At 58.6% G+C, this 18,670-nt stretch carries 19 protein-coding genes; 11 read left to right on the top strand and 8 right to left on the bottom strand.

The genetic code is table 11. The features are described from left to right. Positions 1–29: 29 nt before the first annotated feature. The 6 genes from BN1123_RS18105 to dapA form a co-directional block, all read right to left on the bottom strand. The gene (locus BN1123_RS18105) at positions 30–731 is read right to left on the bottom strand and encodes a DUF3334 family protein (protein ID WP_042028786.1); all 702 of its coding nucleotides are present in this window, start codon (positions 729–731) and stop codon (positions 30–32) included. Positions 732–820: 89 nt separating this feature from the next. After that, positions 821–1,267 (bottom strand): HIT domain-containing protein, encoded by a 447-nt coding sequence (locus BN1123_RS21075; RefSeq protein WP_082037570.1) that lies wholly within the window; start codon positions 1,265–1,267, stop codon positions 821–823. A 73-nt stretch (positions 1,268–1,340) separates the two neighbouring features. After that, a complete protein-coding gene (locus BN1123_RS18095; RefSeq protein WP_042028781.1) occupies positions 1,341–1,991 on the bottom strand; it encodes a DUF2057 domain-containing protein in 651 nt (216 codons plus the stop codon). Positions 1,992–2,194: 203 nt separating this feature from the next. Continuing rightward, positions 2,195–3,298: a phosphoribosylaminoimidazolesuccinocarboxamide synthase gene (locus tag BN1123_RS18090; protein WP_042028780.1), complete on the bottom strand. Its 1,104-nt coding sequence runs from the start codon at positions 3,296–3,298 to the stop codon at positions 2,195–2,197. Between the two features lie 142 nt (positions 3,299–3,440). Further along, positions 3,441–4,565, bottom strand: coding sequence for an outer membrane protein assembly factor BamC (bamC, locus tag BN1123_RS18085; protein WP_042028779.1), 1,125 nt, complete (start codon positions 4,563–4,565; stop codon positions 3,441–3,443). After that, on the bottom strand, positions 4,558–5,445 hold the full coding sequence (gene dapA, locus BN1123_RS18080; RefSeq protein WP_026455876.1) for a 4-hydroxy-tetrahydrodipicolinate synthase: 888 nt from the start codon (positions 5,443–5,445) through the stop codon (positions 4,558–4,560). The genes bamC and dapA overlap by 8 nt, the downstream gene beginning before the upstream one ends. Positions 5,446–5,648: 203 nt before the next feature. Here dapA and BN1123_RS18075 point away from each other — a divergent pair, with 203 nt between their 5' ends. The 3 genes from BN1123_RS18075 (at position 5,649) to BN1123_RS18065 (ending at position 7,327) form a co-directional block, all read left to right on the top strand. Next, positions 5,649–6,182, top strand: coding sequence for a glycine cleavage system transcriptional repressor (locus BN1123_RS18075; protein WP_026455877.1), 534 nt, complete (start codon positions 5,649–5,651; stop codon positions 6,180–6,182). Between the two features lie 23 nt (positions 6,183–6,205). After that, the gene (gene bcp / locus BN1123_RS18070; protein WP_026455878.1) at positions 6,206–6,670 is read left to right on the top strand and encodes a thioredoxin-dependent thiol peroxidase; all 465 of its coding nucleotides are present in this window, start codon (positions 6,206–6,208) and stop codon (positions 6,668–6,670) included. 156 nt (positions 6,671–6,826) lie between these two features. After that, the gene (locus tag BN1123_RS18065; protein ID WP_042028775.1) at positions 6,827–7,327 is read left to right on the top strand and encodes a YfbU family protein; all 501 of its coding nucleotides are present in this window, start codon (positions 6,827–6,829) and stop codon (positions 7,325–7,327) included. A 61-nt stretch (positions 7,328–7,388) separates the two neighbouring features. On the opposite strand, the gene yfbV is transcribed toward BN1123_RS18065, so the two are convergent. Continuing rightward, positions 7,389–7,829 carry a terminus macrodomain insulation protein YfbV gene (gene yfbV / locus BN1123_RS18060; protein WP_026455880.1) on the bottom strand — a complete coding sequence of 147 codons (441 nt, stop codon included), beginning with the start codon at positions 7,827–7,829 and terminating at the stop codon, positions 7,389–7,391. Positions 7,830–8,134: 305 nt separating this feature from the next. Here yfbV and BN1123_RS18055 point away from each other — a divergent pair, with 305 nt between their 5' ends. From BN1123_RS18055 to BN1123_RS18035, 5 genes are all read left to right on the top strand, one after another. Continuing rightward, on the top strand, positions 8,135–9,337 hold the full coding sequence (locus BN1123_RS18055; RefSeq protein ID WP_026455881.1) for an acetate kinase: 1,203 nt from the start codon (positions 8,135–8,137) through the stop codon (positions 9,335–9,337). A 52-nt stretch (positions 9,338–9,389) separates the two neighbouring features. Continuing rightward, complete coding sequence (gene pta, locus BN1123_RS18050) at positions 9,390–11,561, top strand: phosphate acetyltransferase (protein WP_026455882.1); 2,172 nt, start codon at positions 9,390–9,392, stop codon at positions 11,559–11,561. Positions 11,562–11,935: 374 nt separating this feature from the next. Further along, positions 11,936–12,256 (top strand): ComEA family DNA-binding protein, encoded by a 321-nt coding sequence (locus tag BN1123_RS18045; RefSeq protein ID WP_026455883.1) that lies wholly within the window; start codon positions 11,936–11,938, stop codon positions 12,254–12,256. Positions 12,257–12,351: 95 nt separating this feature from the next. Then, on the top strand, positions 12,352–13,263 hold the full coding sequence (galU, locus tag BN1123_RS18040) for a UTP--glucose-1-phosphate uridylyltransferase GalU (RefSeq protein WP_042028773.1): 912 nt from the start codon (positions 12,352–12,354) through the stop codon (positions 13,261–13,263). A 213-nt stretch (positions 13,264–13,476) separates the two neighbouring features. After that, entirely contained in the window at positions 13,477–14,874 is a 1,398-nt protein-coding gene (locus BN1123_RS18035) for a peptide MFS transporter (protein ID WP_042028771.1), read from the top strand. A 73-nt stretch (positions 14,875–14,947) separates the two neighbouring features. Here BN1123_RS18035 and BN1123_RS18030 read toward each other — a convergent pair whose 3' ends face one another. Further along, the gene (locus BN1123_RS18030) at positions 14,948–15,919 is read right to left on the bottom strand and encodes a response regulator (RefSeq protein WP_042028768.1); all 972 of its coding nucleotides are present in this window, start codon (positions 15,917–15,919) and stop codon (positions 14,948–14,950) included. Between the two features lie 319 nt (positions 15,920–16,238). On the opposite strand from BN1123_RS18030, the gene BN1123_RS18025 reads away from it, so the two are divergent. The 3 genes from BN1123_RS18025 to BN1123_RS18015 all read left to right on the top strand — a co-directional run bounded on the left by BN1123_RS18025 (position 16,239) and on the right by BN1123_RS18015 (position 18,616). Continuing rightward, positions 16,239–16,925 carry a DnaT-like ssDNA-binding domain-containing protein gene (locus BN1123_RS18025; RefSeq protein ID WP_042028767.1) on the top strand — a complete coding sequence of 229 codons (687 nt, stop codon included), beginning with the start codon at positions 16,239–16,241 and terminating at the stop codon, positions 16,923–16,925. Between the two features lie 71 nt (positions 16,926–16,996). Continuing rightward, positions 16,997–17,851 carry a DnaA ATPase domain-containing protein gene (locus tag BN1123_RS18020; RefSeq protein WP_042028765.1) on the top strand — a complete coding sequence of 285 codons (855 nt, stop codon included), beginning with the start codon at positions 16,997–16,999 and terminating at the stop codon, positions 17,849–17,851. Between the two features lie 129 nt (positions 17,852–17,980). Then, positions 17,981–18,616 carry an NAD(P)-dependent oxidoreductase gene (locus tag BN1123_RS18015; RefSeq protein WP_042028763.1) on the top strand — a complete coding sequence of 212 codons (636 nt, stop codon included), beginning with the start codon at positions 17,981–17,983 and terminating at the stop codon, positions 18,614–18,616. The last annotated feature ends 54 nt before the right edge of the window (positions 18,617–18,670 follow it).

Raw genomic sequence — 18,670 nt, 5'->3', positions numbered from 1 at the left:
GGCCTTCTTGCTTTCTGGCTGGCACCGATTCAGATGCCGAGGGAGTCCAGCAGGTCATCATGATCGTTGCCGGCGGCTGGCGCCGGAGCAGATGCAGGCTTGGCAGCCCCCTGTTTGGCCTGGGCGATCAGGGCATCCGGATCCAGCTCCTCCTCATCCATGCCGTCGCTGTGGATGCGGATGAACTCGGTCTTGTCCATCGCCAGCTCCAGATAGAAGATGTTGTTGCGGGCGGTGAAGAAGGTTACCCGGCGCGATTCCGGGTTGTCGAGGTTGGTATCGACACTCAGCATCACCTGCTTGTTCAGGGCCAGCATCTTGGGCTGGTTCTGGGTGATGTGGGTCTGCATGTCGCGCCCTACCTTGACGGTGAAGCTGCCGACGATCTGGTTCATCAGCTCGCCCATCACGTTGCTCACCTCATCCGAGGTGTGGGAGATGGCGAGATCTTCCTTGGAGAGCCCCATGCTGAGCATGTAGCTCTCGTACAGCTCCATGGCGGCCGCGGCGGAGAAGTTGATCACCACCAGGCCGGAAAAACCGCCATCAAACAGCACGAAACAGCCGATATCCGGCTTGAGGCAGGTCTTGCTGATCCGTTGCACCATACCGGAAAACCGCACCTGGCTCATGGTCGCGGCACTCAAGACATCCGTTACCGAGTTGCACAGGCTGAGCAGCACATCCTCTGTGGTCAATACGGCATCGTCATCGGCTCTTGTTACTATCATGGGACCTTCCTGAACATCGAAAATGGGCTTATCTATACCATAACTCTAACAGATAGCGCTGGCCGGGGACTGAAATAGCGACGGACCTCTCAGTTGGCTCCGTTATCAGCAGTCAAAGGGGTAAAACCGGTCAGCCTGGCGAGTCGGGCACGCCATATATCGGCCTGTTGCTGCAAAACTTGTGGTTCATAAGGCACTGATGGGTGAGCTCCCCAAATAGGACCCGGCCAGGCCTTGTCGGTAGTGAAACGGGCGACATGGTGCACATGGAGTTGCGGTACCAGATTACCGAGTGCTCCTATGTTAATCTTGTCCGGATTGAGTGCCTGTTCCATCAGGCTCGCTACCGCGCAGGACTCCTGCATCAGCTGCTGTTGCTGCTCTGGCGCCAGGTGGTGGATCTCCCGCAGATTGGCCACACGGGGGACCAGAATAAGCCAGGGATACTGGCTGTCCTTGGCCAGCAGGACACGGCAGAGGGGCAGATCCCCGAGCTGCCGGGTATCCGCCAAAAGGCGGGAGTGCAGTTCAAACATGAAGACCTCGTTGCATAAGGAGGGGCGCAAGGCACGCCGCAAGCCCCTCACGTTACTGCAACGGGGGGCAAACTTAAAGCTGAGGCACGGCCCAGCCGATGAAGCGCTTGCGAAGAACCGGGTCGGCCTGCAGGAACAGCTGTTGCAATTGCCCTTCAAGCTCGCTCTGCGGGAGCACAGGCGCGCTCGCGGCTGTCGCTCCACCGGGGACAACAACAGCACCACCACCGGGCGCAGCAACACGCAACGCCGCCTTGCCACCACTACGGTTGTACTCCGCGAGTCTGGCGTTCCAGTCCATGCCGATCAGCATGCCACGGGTCACCAGCGCATCCTGCGCTATCCGCAGCGGCTGACCACCGGCTTGCAACGCGATGACGGGCTCCCTGGCATAGGCCTCCATCCCCTGCTCTTTGTCCGGCACCTTGGTGCTCAGTTGCAAGGACTGGTTGTCGGCCCGATAGCGCAGGATTTGCGGCTCGGAGCGGATCTGGCGATCGTTCTCGCTGCTGTTTCGACTGGGGATCACCCCTTCGAAACGCACCAGCAGTTGCTGTTCTCCATCGGCCAGGGTGGCGTGCTGTTCGTCGTGCAGCCGACCCTCGCTCACCGCCAGGATCCGGAAATCCTCGGGTACCATCACCTCAACCGCGGCCTGTACTGTCCCCGTCCCCATTGCCGCACACAGCAGCGCCAAATTACGCCAACTCTGATAACCCCTCATCTTCTTTCATCTTCCTTATCCCTACGATAGGCGAAGGGTAACAAGGGAAAATGACAAAAAAATAACCGGGCTGGCAGGTAGTAGCTTGTCGTCACGGCAATAAAAACGGGCCCCGCTATGGGACCCGTCGGCTTGTCATATCGATGCTTCATTTCGCCACCAGCAAACGTTTGTTTACTGGCGACAAAAAAAGAGCAAGAACCTCAGTCGATCAGACCGTACTGATCGCGCAGGATATCGATGATCTCCTGTTTCGGATTGGCGGCGCGCACCAGCGGGTGGCCGATGACCTTCTCGGCAATCCCCACGTAGGTGTGGGAGATATCCATCATCACCTCGGTCGGCAGCTTGTTGTCACGGGCCAGGGCGAAGCGTTCCGGCATGCGGTTCTTGTTGAGCAGGATATCCGGATCCGGGAAGTGGTTGAGCAGCCACTGGCGGAAACCCTCTTTGGACTTCTCGACGATCTGACCATCACGCAGGGCGGGGCCATCCCAGATACGGGAACTGTCGGGGGTCCCTACTTCGTCCATGTAGATAAGCTTCTCGTTGCCAGCAGCATCCTGGACATAGCCAAACTCGAACTTGGTGTCGACGAAGACCTGATCCAGCTCGGCCAAGGCGTCACTGATGACGTTGAAGCCCTCTTTGAGCAGCACTTCGTAGCGATCGATGTCGGCCGTAGAGCGGAAGCCGAAGGCCTGGTAGTGACGCTCGATGTCGGCACGGGAGACGTTGACGTCGTCCGCTTCCGGTACACCATCCAGGCCTTTCAGTATGCCTTTGGTGGAAGGGGTGATGAGAATTTCCGGCAGTTTCTGATCCTTCTCGAGTCCTTCCGGCAGGGTGATGCCGCAGAATTCGCGCTCGCCATCCTGGTAGGCACGCCACATGGAGCCTGTGATGTACTGACGGGCGATCGCCTCGATCAGCACGGGACGGGCCTTTTGCACGATCCAGACGAACGGATGGGGAATATCCAGGATGTGGCTGTCGGCCAGTCCCTTCTCCTTGAACAACTTGAACCAGTGGCTGGAGATGGCGTTGAGCGCCGCCCCCTTGCCCGGCACGCCGTTCAGCCCGTCCACACCTTGCCAGATGCAGTCGAAAGCCGAGATGCGATCGCTAATCACCATGAGGGCGAGGGGCGCATCGGCGGGCACATCGTAGCCTTTTTCCTGAATGAGTCGGGCACTGTCTGCCGGGGTCAACCAGTAGACGCTGCGCACTTTGCCGGAATGGACTGGTTTATCGGTGCGGATCGGCAAATCGTCGTTCACCGCCAATACTTGATCTGCAAGACTCATGGCTAATAACACTTCCTGTTTGTGGGTGTAATGAAACAAGAGCGCCGGGCTCCAGCTTCCGGGGATTAACATATCAAGCGCTTCAACCCCTGTATTGACAGGGGGATCAACCTAACAAAACAGGGGCACTAGGCCCCTGTTGTTATTCTGCTTTTGCAGCCTGGTCGGCCAAGCCCTTGGCAAAGGCCTCGGACAGGCTGATATACATCTGGGAGATGACACCGGACGACACCGGCTTTTTGTCCTTGTCAAACAGGGTGATGGAGGTCTTGCCCCCGGCCATCTCGCCCAGCTGGAAGCGGTACTTTTCCTCGTCCAGTTTGAACGGTTCGCTACCCTTGGCCTGCCAAAACTCGGCACCCGGCTCTTCATACTCGACATCGATCCAGCCCAGCGACTGCTGGGTATCCTTGATGATGAAGCCGTACTTCGGCAGTACCTGGTTGAGACGGCGCCATACCTGTTCAAAGGAACCGTTGGCGACCCAGGCAGCCAGTTCGTTGTTGTCCAGACCCAGCTCAAGCCCCATGCCATCGCTGGCCTTGTGCTGTTCGCGAGCCTTGAGCTGGCTGTCGTAGTAGAGAGAGAACTGGTTCAGCACCCGTGCTGCATAGCGCTGGGCCTCGGCCTCGCTCATCCGGTTACTGGTCTCACCGTCGATAGTTTCTTCGTGATCCAGCACCCGTACCGACATGTTGACGGCATGACGCTGCTCATCGTTGCGAACCGTGAACTGGTAGCGCTGACGGATCTTGAAGTCTTCGTCATCTTCAGCCCAGCCATCGAGGGCGACTGTGTTATCAAACCAGCCGGTCTGCAACACGCCGGCCTGCTGATCCAGCTTCTCGGTGGAAACCTTGTACTTGGCCAGGAAGTTCATCAGGAACGACCAGGTATCGCGCTCCACGCTCTGGCCTGAGCTCAGGGCATAGTAGGCGATGGTGGGTTCGCTGGCATTGGGCACTACCTGGCTGCCCGGTACCACGGTCAGCAGCTGGGCAGGGGGACGTACGTCAACTTTGGCACCGAGGGCACCTTCACGGCTGCTTTCGGGAAGCGGCGGGATATCGAACTGGCTGTTGAAGGTGGGGGCGCTCAATCCGGCGGGGATCAAGAAAGCACGGCCCTCGAGACGGGCATCTTCATATTCGAAACCACGGTTGGCCATCTTGCGATCCTGGGGGGTACTGCACCCCGCCAGCACGGCAACGGTCGCGACACTCAGCACCAGACGGGCTCTATTTCCCTTTCCATTTGATTTAAACACTCGCCATCAACTCCGCAGTGGTCAGTGCTTGCGCCATCGCCTGTTCGCCCTCGGCAGTGAGGTCAACCAGCGGCAGACGCAAGGTGGCCGTTGCAATCAGTCCCAGTCGGGCGCAGGCCCATTTCACCGGGGTCGGACTCGGTTCGCAGAACAGAGTCTTGTGCAACGGCATCAAGAGATTGTCGATGTCATGAGCCAGACCGGCATCACCGGCCAGCGCAGCACGACACATGTCGGCCATCCGGGCCGCTGCAATGTTGGTGGTGACCGAAATGACGCCATCACCACCTTGCAGCATAAAATCACAACCAGTGGCATCGTCGCCACTGTAAAGAGCAAAATCCGGGCCACACAGTTCACGCAACAGCGGGGTGCGGCTCAAATCGCCAGTCGCCTCTTTCAAACCTATGATGCCGGGCACCCTGGCCAGACGGGCCACAGTCTCCGGCTTGAGATCACAACAGGTTCGACCGGGCACATTATAAAGAATTTGGGGCAGACCACTAGCCTCGGCGATCGCACAATAGTGGCGATAGAGACCCTCCTGGGTGGGCTTGTTGTAGTAAGGTGTCACCGAGAGGCCCGCTACTACGCCGGTTTTGGCCAGCCGTTTGGCCAATTCGATGGCATGGGCGGTATTGTTGGAGCCACAACCGGCAATGACCGGGATGCGACCTGCGGCGTATTCAACGGTTTTTTCAACAACGGCGATGTGTTCCTGTTCGCTCAGGGTCACCGACTCCCCTGTCGTGCCAACTGCCACGATTGCGCTGGTGCCTGCGCTGACATGATAGTCGACCAATCTGGCCAGGCTGGCCCAGTCAACTTCACCCGAAGTCAGCATGGGGGTAACAAGCGCAACAATACTACCGCGTAACATGGATAATTCTCCCGATTTTCAGGGGCGTAATGGTAAAGCTGCCCCCTTTGAAAAACAAGGGAGAGAGGGGGCAAGCCGTGTTACCATCCGGTTCCAAACGCCATGAACGAAAGCCGGCACCGCCTGCCAGGGAAGCGTCATTTGACCAGCGCATCGGTGGCCCAGCGGCGCTTTCGCAACATATAACGGACGAGAGAAGATTTATGACTCACTACCTGGTCGTAACGGCCATCGGCACGGACAGGCCCGGCATCGTCAATGAGGTCACCCGCCACGTCAGTGGCTGTGGTTGCAACATAGTGGATAGCCGCCTTGGCATCTTCGGCAATGAATTCACCTTTATCATGCTGCTGTCCGGTGACTGGAACAGCCTGATGCAGCTCGAGATAAGCCTGCCCCTGCGCAGTCAGGAGTGGGACCTCATCACCATGATGAAACGCACCGAACGTCATCAGTCACTGCAGTACGATGTCGGGGCCAACGCCGAGATCCTGATCCGTGACGAGCATGGTATCGTCAGCCAGTGCACCCAGTTTTTCAGCGACCACGGCTGGGATATCCAAGCGATGCAGACCATGACCCTGGAACAGCAGCCATTCAACTTGCTCAAAGCGAGTTTCCAACTCAATCTGGCCAAGCAGGGAGAACCGGAAGGCTCCCAGGCGGCCTTCGCCGAATTCTGTCGTGAACTGGGTGCCGAGTCGTTCGAGTTTATCGTCAATCGCAAGCACGCCTGAGGGCGTTTATTCGAGGAGATCCCATGCAACCCTTACAAGCAGGTAGCACCGCCCCCGATTTCACCCTGCCGGACCAGAATGGCAACCCGGTTCGCCTGACCGATCTGCGCGGCAAGAAAGTGCTGATCTATTTCTATCCCAAGGCGATGACCCCGGGTTGTACCACCCAGGCTTGCAGCCTGCGCGACGTCAACGCCGAGCTGGCGGCTCTCAATGTGGTCGTGCTCGGCATCAGCCCGGACAGCGCCAAACGGTTGAAGAAATTTGAAGAACGCGATCAGCTCAACTTCACCCTGCTGGCGGACGAAGATCATGCCGTGGCCGACGCCTTCGGCGTTTGGGGTCCGAAGAAATTCATGGGCAAGGAGTATGACGGCATCCATCGCCAGAGCTTCCTCATCGATGAAGAGGGCAAGGTTGCCCATCACTTCACCAAGTTCAAGACCAGCGATCACCATCAGGTGGTACTGGCATTCCTCAAGGGGTAATCCCCCCACTTCGGGGCCTGCAACCGCAGGCCTCATTGCTTTCGGCCGCCCCGGCATTTAGCACCATTTTTCTCGCCAACTGCCCCGCCAGATCAAAAAATTCATTCTAGATATGGGTTAACGTGACCCCAGTGTCATCTTCCAGTGAGATATCCCATGAACATCAGTAATGCAGAGCGTTTGATCCTGAGTAACCAGTACGAAATCCTGGCCAAGCTCAATCCGGAAAAGGCAGCCTTCTATCAGCGTGCCAGCACCATCATTGAGCGCGGCTACTGCCTGCAACTTCTCGAGCTGGAGAAGCACTTCGGCCACCTGGATCAGGCCACCTGCCAGGAGGTGATCGACACCCTGGAACTGCATCACGCGCTGGCCATCTCCTGGGGCAACCTGGAGGCTGCCGAGCAGGCCGAGATCGCTGCCAGCCGGCTGGAATTCAACGGCTACAGCCGCAGCCAGGAGCGTGAGCTGGCGGACTATGTCTGCTTCCTGCTGGAGGTGGACAAGCGCTTCCCCGAGCTCAAGTGCCCGTGCGACGAGCTCTCCAGCGACATCGCCATGCGCGGCAAATACCAGCGCATGCTGGTGGAGTGGCGCCAGTGCCCGCGCCAGTACAAGCTCTCCATCCAGGAGATCCGCAAGGTGTTGGCGGCCTGATAACCGATATGCCCAACAAAAACAAAGGCGCCCTTGGCGCCTTTGTTTTGCTTGCTGTGCATTATTCGTAGAGGAAGGATTTATCCAACTGCTGGAAGGCGGCCTTGAGGGTATCGGCCAGCTCTTCATAACGGGGTTGTGCGACCAGCTGGCGACGCCCGCCCTGCTCATTCATTTTGCCGTTGATCTCGCGATACCAGCTGGCCAACGAGGGGGGCAGACGAGTATCGGCGCGTTTACCGAGCCAGTAGAATCCTTGCAATGGCAAGCTGAACAGAAACAGGACGGAAGTGATGACGGAAGGCCAGTAATGCTGCTCGCCAAACTGGAACTGCAGCATGACGCTGAGTACCGCCAGCGCGGGGATGATCTTGAGGGCAAACTCGGTGGCCTTGATCACCCGATTTTCCGGAAACATCGAATTGAGCTCGGGACGACGAGGCCAAAGCGTCATATAATGGTGGCCTTGCTGTAACTTAGTTCCAAAAATGTTCATGCTCATAGAACCTCCGAGCGCTTTTTGAACGCACTGACGGCAAAACCTCGACATTTTTTGATGCAAAGTAACAAAGGTTGAGGATGACTTTGTTATTTTTCAACAATCGGGTTATCCTTTGTACGCCCATTTTTGCGTCAACCGCACCTTGCTGTTGGCCTGTCAGGGACGTCTGGACTCCGGGTCTTGTATCACTATACAAGGGGCAAGCAACAGATTGCCAACCCTCATAAGGATAAGTTGAAAGTTTTTGGACGCCCTGCGCCCAACACCATCCGCCTACACAACCCAATCTGCGATAGGATTTATTCATGAGTAAGCTGGTTCTTGTTCTTAACTGTGGCAGCTCTTCCCTGAAGTTCGCCGTCATTGACGCAACCACCGGTGATGACCTGCTGTCCGGCCTGGCCGAATGCTTCAACCTCGACGATGCACGTATCAAGTGGAAACTGAACGGCGAGAAAGGCAATGCCGATCTGGGCGCCGGGGCTGCTCACCAGGAAGCGCTGGACTTCATCGTCAACAAGATCCTGCCGCTCAATCCGGAACTGGCCAAGAACCTGATCGCCATCGGTCACCGTGTAGTTCACGGTGGCGAGCGCTTCACCTCCTCCGTCGTGATCTGCGACGACGTGATCGCCGGCATCGAAGCCGCCGTACCGTACGCACCGCTGCACAACCCGGCGCACCTGATCGGTATTCGTGAAGCCCGTCGCGTGTTCCCGGCCCTGGCCGACAAGAACGTCGCCGTGTTCGACACCGCCTTCCACCAGACCATGCCGGAAGAGGCCTTCCTGTACGCCCTGCCGTACAAGCTCTACAAAGAGAACGGCATCCGTCGCTACGGCGCCCACGGCACCAGCCACTACTACATCAGCCTGGAAGCTGCCAAGCAGCTGAACAAGCCGGTGGAAGAGCTGAACATCATCAACTGCCACCTGGGCAACGGCGGCTCCGTCTGTGCCATCAAGAACGGCAAGTCCGTCGACACCTCCATGGGTCTGACCCCGCTGGAAGGCCTGGTGATGGGTACCCGCTCCGGCGATCTGGACCCGGCCATCATCTTCTTCCTGCATGACAAGCTGGGCATGAGCGTTGAGCAGATCAACACCATGCTGACCAAGGAATCCGGCCTGCTGGGCCTGACCGAAGTGACCTCCGACTGCCGTTTCGTTGAAGACAACTACGACAGCAAGGAAGAAGCCAAGCGCGCCATGGACGTCTACTGCTATCGCCTGGCCAAGTACATCGGTGCCTACGCCGCCGCCATGGACGGTCGTCTGGACGCTGTGGTCTTCACCGGTGGTATCGGTGAGAACTCCGCCCCGATCCGTGAAATCACCCTGGGCAAACTGGGCCTGCTGGGCTTTGACGTCGACCACGACGCCAACCTGGCTGCCCGCTTCGGCAAGGGTGGCGAGATCACCAAGGCTGGCTCCACCAAGGCTCTGGTTATCCCGACCAACGAAGAGTGGGTTATCGCCCACGATGCGCTGGAACTGGTCGGCGCCTAATTTCGCTGTAAAGCAAGGCCGCCCTCGGGCGGCCTTTTCCTGATCCCAAAAAATGAACAAGGGGTATAAAGTGGCACGCACTATTATGCTTATCCCGGTCGGCACTGGTGTCGGCGTAACGTCTGTGAGTCTTGGCGTGGTTCGCGCCATGGAACGTCACGGAGTCAATGTCAGCTTCTTCAAACCGGTCGCCCAGCCGCGTCCGGGTGAAACCGGTCCTGAGCGTTCTACCGCCGTTATCCGCGCCGCTGCCAACATCAATCCGCCCGAGCCGTTCGCCCTCTCCTACGCCGAGAACATGATCACTACCAGCAACACCGACATCCTGCTGGAAGAGATCGTGGCCCGCTTCGAAGAGCACGTGAAAGCGAGCGGGGCCGAAGTGCTGGTGGTAGAAGGCATGGTGCCGACCGACAAGCAGCCGTTTGCCAACAAGCTGAACTACGACGTAGCCAAAGCGCTGGACGCCGACATGGTGTTCGTTACCCACCCGGGCCACGACTCCAGCCAGAAGCTCAAAGAGCGCATCGAGCTGGCCTGCTCCAACTTCGGTGGTGTCAACAACCCGCGCATCGTGGGCTGCGTCATCAACAAGGTTGGCGCCCCGGTTGACGAGCACGGCGTGACCCGCCCGGATCTGACCGAGATGTTCGAAGCGCACCACCACGGCGCCGACACCGGCCACAACCTGGAAGTGCTGCAGGTCTTTGGCAAGAGCCCGCTGCGCATCCTGGGCTGCATTCCCTGGAATACCCAGCTGATCGCCCCGCGCGCCAAGGACCTCGCCAAGCACCTGGCCGCCAAGATCCTGCACCAGGGCGAGCTGGACAGCCGTCGTCTGCAAACCGTGACCTTCTGCGCCCGCTCCATCCACAACATGATCGAGCACTTCCGCCCGGGCAGCCTGCTGGTGACCTCCGGCGACCGCTCCGACGTCATCGTCTCCGCCTGCCTGTCCGCCATGAACGGCGTCAAGCTGGGTGCCCTGCTGCTGACCGGCAACTATCACCCGGAACCCCAGGTGATGGCCCTGTGCCAACAGGCCATGGCCACCGGCCTGCCGATCATGATCACCGGTACCAACACCTGGCAGACCGCCGTCAGCCTGCAGAACTTCAACGTCGATATTCCGGAAGATGACCGCGAGCGTATCGAGCTGGTACAAGACTACGTGGCCGGCCACATCGACAAGCACTGGATCGAGTCTCTGACCGTCAGCTCCACCCGTTCCCGTCGCCTGAGCCCGCCGGCTTTCCGTTATCAGCTGACCGAGTTGGCCCGTCAGGCCAACAAGCGCGTCGTGCTGCCGGAAGGGGAAGAGCCGCGTACCATCAAGGCTGCTGCCATCTGTGCCGAACGTGGCATCGCCCGTCCGGTACTGCTGGGTAACCCGGAAGAGATCCGTCGTGTCGCCGAACAGCAGGGCGTAGTGCTGACCGACCGCGTCGAAATCATTGATGCCGCCGCGGTGCGCGAGCGCTATGTGGCCCGTCTGGTCGAGCTGCGCAAGAACAAGGGCATGACCGAAGTGGTTGCCCGCGAGCAGCTGGAAGACAACGTGGTGCTGGGCACCATGATGCTGGAGCGTAACGAAGTGGACGGCCTGGTATCCGGCGCGGTGCACACCACTGCCAACACCATCCGTCCCCCGATGCAGATCATCAAGACCGCTCCGGGTTCTTCCCTGATCTCCTCCATCTTCTTCATGCTGCTGCCGGATCAGGTGCTGGTCTACGGTGACTGCGCGATCAACCCGGATCCCACTGCCGAGCAGTTGGCCGAGATCGCCATCCAGTCCGCCGACTCCGCTGCCGCCTTCGGCATCGAGCCGCGTGTGGCCATGATCTCCTACTCCACCGGTACCTCTGGCGCCGGCGCCGACGTAGAGAAAGTGCGTGAAGCGACCGAGCTGGCCAAGGCCAAGCGCCCCGACCTCATCATCGACGGCCCGCTGCAGTACGACGCAGCCATCATGGAGAACGTGGCCAAGTCCAAGGCGCCGAACTCCCCGGTTGCCGGCAAGGCCACCGTGTTTGTGTTCCCGGATCTGAACACCGGCAACACCACCTACAAGGCGGTACAGCGCTCCGCCGAGCTGGTCTCCATCGGCCCCATGCTGCAAGGCATGCGCAAGCCGGTCAACGACCTGTCCCGTGGCGCCCTGGTGGACGACATCGTCTACACCATCGCCCTGACCGGTATTCAGGCGGCTCAGGCCGAGTAATCGTCCGCCCTCTGAAAAAACCGATCATTAAGGCTGCTCACCCAAGGTGGGCAGCCTTTTTTATTGGTTCTCTTTTGACAACCAGTGAAAGATACCAACAACGCTTATTTCCACCAGTGAAACCCCGTATTTGCTGCCTCATGAATACTCGCAAGGGATTAATATGGATCCCAATAATTCAAATTCAAGAGCTTCAGTAAAAACAGATTGAAATTAGTCAGTTAAATCAATATCAGGCAACTTCCAGAACGCTTATAGCAAACCTTCAAAAAGGGTGCTGGATAACTCCGCTGTCATTTATCACAGTGACGCATTCTACTGCTGCGCTATCTATCAATATGCTGATACAAACAGTCATTGAAGGAAGAAGCAAAATGCAGATACACAAGTTCGCCGCCGTGATGTTGCTCTCAACCCTGCCCCTGTTCAGCCAGCCCTCGCTGGCAGCCGAACAGACGCAGACCAAGCAAACCACTACCACAACCGCCGCCAAGGAGAGTGGCAAACTCAACCTCAATACGGCCACCCTGGCCGAGCTCACTACCCTCAAGGGTATTGGCGAGAAGAAGGCTCAGGCCATCCTCGAATATCGTGAGAAACAGGGGAAATTTACCTCTGTAGATCAATTGGCAGATGTCACGGGGATCGGCCCGGCCACGCTGGAAGCCAACAGGGATATGATGATGGTCAAATAACGTCCGATGAAAAAGCTACAAACGGGGCGGCTTATGGCTGCCCCATTTTTCTTCGGGTATCATGACCCCACTTTATTCCTCCTGGACACCTCTCCATGAAAAAGACACCTCTCGTTGTTCGCAAGGCCGTGCTGCCGGTAGCCGGTCTGGGCACCCGCATGCTGCCAGCCACCAAGGCCATCCCGAAAGAGATGCTGCCGGTGGTCGACAAGCCCCTGATCCAGTACGTGGTACGTGAGGCGATCGCGGCCGGTATCAAGGAGATTGTGCTGGTCACCCACTCCAGCAAGAACTCCATCGAAAACCACTTCGACAAGAGCTTCGAACTGGAGGCGACCCTCGAGAAGCGGGTCAAGCGTCAACTGCTGGAAGAGGTGCAACAGATCTGTCCCAAGGACGTCACCATCATGCACGTGCGCCAGGGCGAGGCCAAAGGCCTGGGCCATGCAGTGCTCTGCGCCCGTCCGCTGATCGGAGACAACCCCTTCGCCGTGCTGTTGCCGGACGTGCTGATCGACGAGGCCGCCAGCGACCCGAAACAGGACAACCTGACCGAGATGGTGCACATGTTCGAAGAGAACCAGATCAGCCAGATCATGGTGGAAGCGGTTCCCGAAAGCGAAGTGGACAAATACGGCATCGCCGATATCAAGGGTGAAGAGCTGAGTGCTGGCATGTCACTGCCGATGCAGGCCATCGTCGAGAAACCGCCCCGTGACGAGGCCCCTTCCAACCTGGCCGTGGTCGGCCGTTATGTACTCTCTGCCAACATCTGGCCGCTGCTGGAAAAAACCCCGGCCGGTGCCGGCGACGAGATCCAGCTGACCGACGCCATCGCCATGCTGATGGAGCGCGAACAGGTCAACGCCTACTTCATGAAGGGCAAGAGCCACGATTGCGGCAGCAAATTGGGCTATATGAAGGCGAATGTGGAATATGCCGTACGCCATCACGAACTGGACGGCGAATTCATCGGCTGGCTGAAGCAGTTCGTCAAGCAGTTGTAATCGCTGATAAATCTCTTATCTACAGACAAATTAAAGGAGCATCAAACGATGCTCCTTTTTCATTTCAGCAACACTTTCTCAATCTTTGATAAATAAAACCCCATCAAATCATAATGTTGTAATTTATCTACGCATGTTCTATAAGGATTAAGGCGTGTTTCTCGCCCTTGCATAAAAAACTTAAAAAAATATAAGACACAGGTGGAAGTTCCAATGAATAACCCGTCAAAAGGGACCTTTTTAGGTCACCCTAAAGGGCTTTTTTTGCTCTTTAGTACCGAACTGTGGGAGAGATTCTCCTACTACGGCATGCGTGCCGTACTGGTACTCTATCTGACCGACCTGACTGCCAACGGTGGTCTGGGCTGGAATCAGGCAGATGCCCTCAAGCTCTACGGTATCTATACCGGTCTGGTTTATATCACTCCGCTCATCGGTGGCTGGCTGGCTGACACCTTCCTGGGGCAACGCCGCGCCATTCTGATCGGCGCCGTCCTGATGGCGCTCGGCCAATTCACGCTGGCACTGCCGCACAGCATGTTCCCGGATCAGGTGGTAACCGTCTTCTACGCCGGTCTGGCTCTGCTGATCATCGGTAACGGCCTGTTCAAGCCGAACATCTCCACCATGGTGGGCGACCTCTATGAAGAGGGTGATCACCGCCGTGATGGTGCCTTCACCATCTTCTACATGGGGATCAATCTGGGCTCCCTGCTGACCGGCGTGATCTGCGGTGCCGCTGCCACAGCCTATGGCTGGCAAGCTGCCTTCGTCGGCGCCGGTATCGGCATGCTGATCTCCCTGGTGTTGCAGGCAACCCTGGCCCAACGCTTCCTCGGTGATATCGGCCGCATCCCTGCCGCCAAGCGCGCAGCCGCCCTGCGCGACAAGGGACAGAAGGCCCCGCTGACCAAGCAGGAAGTGGATCGCATCAAGGTTATCCTGGTGCTGGGCCTGTTCACCATCATCTTCTGGGCTGGCTTCGAGCAGGCCGGTGGTCTGATGAACCTCTACACCCAGGAGTACACTGACCGGATGATCGGTGGCTTCGAAGTGCCGACCGCCTGGTTCCAGTCCCTGAACCCCTTCTTCATCATCACCCTGGCACCGATCGTAGCTGCCATCTGGGTCAAGCTCGGCAAAAAAGAGCCGAACTCGCCGGTCAAGTTCGCCATGGGTCTGTTGTTCCTGGCCATCGGCTTCCTGTTCATGGTGGGTGCCGTGTTGGAGCAGGGCGGTGATCAGAGCGTCAAGACCTCCATGTTCTGGCTGGTGGGAGCCTACCTGTTCCACACCCTGGGCGAACTCTGCCTCTCTCCGATCGGCCTCTCCATGGTGACCAAGCTGGCTCCGCTGCGCCTGGCCTCCCTGATGATGGGTGCCTGGCTTGGCTTCATCGCGGTTGCCAACTACGCAGCCGGCCTTATCGGTTCCTTTATTGGCGAGTCCGGTCCCTTGGCCATCTTCGGTGGTATCGCGCTTGCGGCCATCATCAGTGCCCTGATCCTGCTGGCCATGGCCAACCGCCTGGTCTACTGGATGCATGGCGCCGAAGGCCCGGCCAAAGAGCCGCACACAAGCGACGAGAAACTGCAATCTGCCACTGCCTGACAGGCTGGCATCACGCAAGTAAAGAGGGCGTCCCACGGGACGCCCTCTTTTATTGGAGCAAGCGCGCTTTCACTCAGTGATGATGAACCTGCACCTGAAGTGAGCAGCCACTCTCGTTGCGAAATTGCAGCTCGAACGGTTCGTGCCAGCTGCGCCTGTGCAAGGCATAGCGACTGCTGCGCATCAGCCCCAGGGGCAAACCGCCGGCTCGCATCAACCAATGAGGGGAGGTCAACCCGGCATTGGCAAAGACCAGACCATCTTCCTGATCGAAGAGCAGGGCCGCCATGGCCAGCGAGTGGTGCAGGCCGGACTCCATCAGCTGGTGATTGAGGTAGTCGAGCAGCCTGTGCGGCTGATCCAGCAACTGACTCTCCTCGCGCTGAAACTGACGGTAAGGCACGTTCATCAAAGAACGCACCAGGGCACCGCAAAACGCCGCATCTGCCCCCGCCACCGGCAATTCGATGATCAGCATCAACAGCTTGTCCGCCACCTTGAAGGTGTCGGAGAGAAACAGCGCCCCCCTCCCCTTGAAGGTTACCTGCCAAGGGCCCCACTCCTGCACACCCGGCGACTTGAGACCCGCCAGCAGGCGGGTCGCCGCCCTGTCGTGAGCCCGAAAGTAGTCGACATGACCCATCAGTTCCAGCTGTGGACTGCGTGCGACACTGCCGTGCAGACACTCGGAAATACTGCGCTCGAGCTGGACATAATTGTCGAGCGGCTTGATCAGGTAATCCCGGGCACCGGCACGCAGGGCAGCAGCTACCGCCTCCATGGTGCTCTGGGCCGAGATCACGATCACCGGAATATCCGGGCTGCGAGCCGAAAGACAGGCGATCACCTCATGGCCATCCATATTAGGCATGTTCAGATCACAGAGCACCACATCGGGATGATAAAGCGCTGCAGCCGACAGCCCTTCGATACCATCCTCGGCCTGGAAAACGGTCGCCCCATCCCCCATGAGATAGCTCACTAGCGAGTGGCGAAAAACGGCTTCGTCCTCCACCACCAAGATCCTTAGCCCGGCTGTTGACATTGTTATAAAATCCTTATTAGTCAATCTGTTATTTACTCAATAAGACTAGACCAAATCGGCAAAAACGCCGAAACGAGTTCGTCAGAAACGGTCGCAAATCCCGAGCTTGCTCACAAAAACCCTGTATTTGAAATGGTTTTGCCATTCAAAATAACGGCTGCTCATCTGGAAGCCTTCGAAGTGGCACAACCGTCGGAAGGAAGAGCCCGGATTTTCGGCCCTTCTATCAAGGATATCCTCTTACCACACCGGCCGGGCGAATTGTGCAAGCCCCCGCCATGGGGGATAATGCCCCTCACTCCAGAGCATGAAGAAGACCATGACCCCAGCCGAATACAGCGCCCTCGCCCATCCCAGACTCTCCCACCCGGCCCGCAGCCTCTACACCCTGCAGCTGCGCAAAATGGTGCTGGAAAATCAGCTGGCCCGGCTCAACTACCCCGAGCTTGGCCGGGCGCTGGCGGTGGTCGATCCGGGTGATCCCTGTGGCTTCTCGTATCAGGTCAACGCCCGCCAGCTGACCGAGCTGTTTGACGAGCTGATGGAGGCTGGCCTCTTGCAGGTCGAAGCCCAGGGCGAGAGTGAGCACTATCATCAGTGCCCATTCCAGTTGCCGCTGCTGGCCCAGAAGGTACGTAGCCCGTTGCCGGATCGCCCGTTCCAGATGCACCTGCAATGGCGTCCTGACGAGGAGCTGCCCGCCCTCGCCCGCCTGTGTGGAGTGATCGATGCCAGTTACAGCGAGGAAGACTTGGGGGAGTTCATCGCCTACTGGCTGGGTCGCCCCGAGGTGTTCGATTCCCAGCACCAGTGGATGCTCAAGTTCATCCGCGCCCTCAAGACCCGCCGCTACGCCCGTCGCCAACCGACGGAGGTGAGGGGTTACCAACAGGTGACGCCAGCGCCGGCGGAGGCTGGCCCGAGCCGGCGGGCCCAGGAGATGATCGAGGAGGCCAAACGGCTGGCCCAGGGACAACAAGCAGCAGAAGCACCGGATAATGATTGATACAGGCCCCCGCCAACAGGCAAAATCAGCCTCCTGTCCCCCCATCCCTGATCAAGCAGAAGGAGCACTCCATGACTGACCCGCACGATCCCCTGCGCCAGGAGCTGGAAGAGATCGAGGCCAAGCGCCAGAAAATTGCCAAGGCCAAGCAGGATCAACGCGCCCACGACCCCGAACTGAAACGTCACGTCGGCAGCCTGCTGGAGCGGATCCGCCGTCTGCAACAAGAGACCGGCGGCAGCCAGTACGACTACGAAACCCTGCGCAAGGAGTACGACGCCAAGGCCAACGCCGAAGTGCGCGAGCTGCAGAAGGTGGCACGCCAAGAGCGGATCCAGAAGCTGATCGCCCAGGCCGACCTCAACCCGGACTGGGTATTCGACAAGATGGATGCTGGCGATCCGGCGTTGCAATATCCCATCGAAACCGCCCGCTACTTTATCAGCGGCTTTGAACACTGGGAGAAGAGCGGCGGCGGCTGCATGCTGATCTACGGTGACTATGGCACCGGCAAATCGACCCTGGCAGGTGCCGTGGCCCATGAGTTGATCGAGCGCCACCAAAAGTCGGTGATCTTCCAGCAGTGGGCCTCCATCGTCGATCGGCTGTTCTTCAACGTGATCCCCGATCAGGACGAGCGCAACCAGTATCGCCGTGCCCTGGAAGAGGTGGACTTGCTGATCATCGATGAAGTGTCGGCCAACCGGGCCAAGATGGCGGAGAGCCAGTCCAGCTTCCTCGGCCACCTGCTGCGCCGGCGCCGCAACCTGTCAAAGAGCGTCATCATCATCACCAACCATACGCCCCAGACCCTGCATCAGGCGATCGGTGACTTCAGCTACGAGGCGATCAAGGCCTTCAACCCGGTGGATATCCACCTGAGCGGCCCCAGCCGTCGCCCCAGCATCGGTAACTATCGCGGCTAAGCCCGTGCAAAAATGCGAGCCCAAACGGCTCGCATTTTTTATCTTTTGCCCCACAAATAAAAACAGCTCTCATTTACATCGAAAGAGTCAGCCACTAGGCTAGCCCTTTCTTTGAAGGAAACCTCATCTATGCCGACCACACTCATCTTCGGAGCCAGCCGCGGGCTTGGCCGCGCCTTTACCGATCACGCCCTGCACGCAGGCCACCGGGTGGTGGTGCTGGTACGCAGCCCCGAGATGGCCGCCGAACTGCGCACGCTGGGGGTCGACGTCGTCGAAGGGGATGCGCTGGATATGAGCGCCGTGGCACGAGCCTGCACGCTGGCAGGCAAGGATGCCCATGTTGTCTCCACCCTCGGCAGCTTTCGCCAGCACGAGCCCGTCGACTATCTCGGCAACCGCCATGTGATCGATGCCATGGAACAACAGGGCCTCAGGCGCCTGCTGCTGGTCACCTCCCTCGGCTGTGGCGACAGCTGGCAATATCTGCCAGAGCGGGCTCGCGCCGCCTTCGGTCACGAGGTGCGGCTCAAAAGCCTGGCGGAGAGCTGGCTGCAAACCAGCGAGCTGGCCTGGACCATAGTGCGCCCGGCGGGCCTGCAGGATGGCGAGGCCACCGGTCTTGCCGAATTGAGTCAGGGACGGGAAGTGCATGGCCTGGTACGCCGTGCCGATGTCGCCGCACAGGGGCTGCGGCTACTCTTCGATAAGGACGCTGTGGGCCAGATCTACGCCATCGCCGATCCCGCGCTCACGCGTGCCTGAACCCAAAAAAACGGTCAGCCCAGGGGCTGACCGTTTCGTTATCCATCCGGCATC

The organism is Aeromonas enteropelogenes (genome assembly GCF_000819845.1).
Classification (GTDB): Bacteria; Pseudomonadota; Gammaproteobacteria; order Enterobacterales; family Aeromonadaceae; genus Aeromonas; species Aeromonas enteropelogenes.
This window is presented reverse-complemented; position numbering and strand designations above follow the sequence as displayed.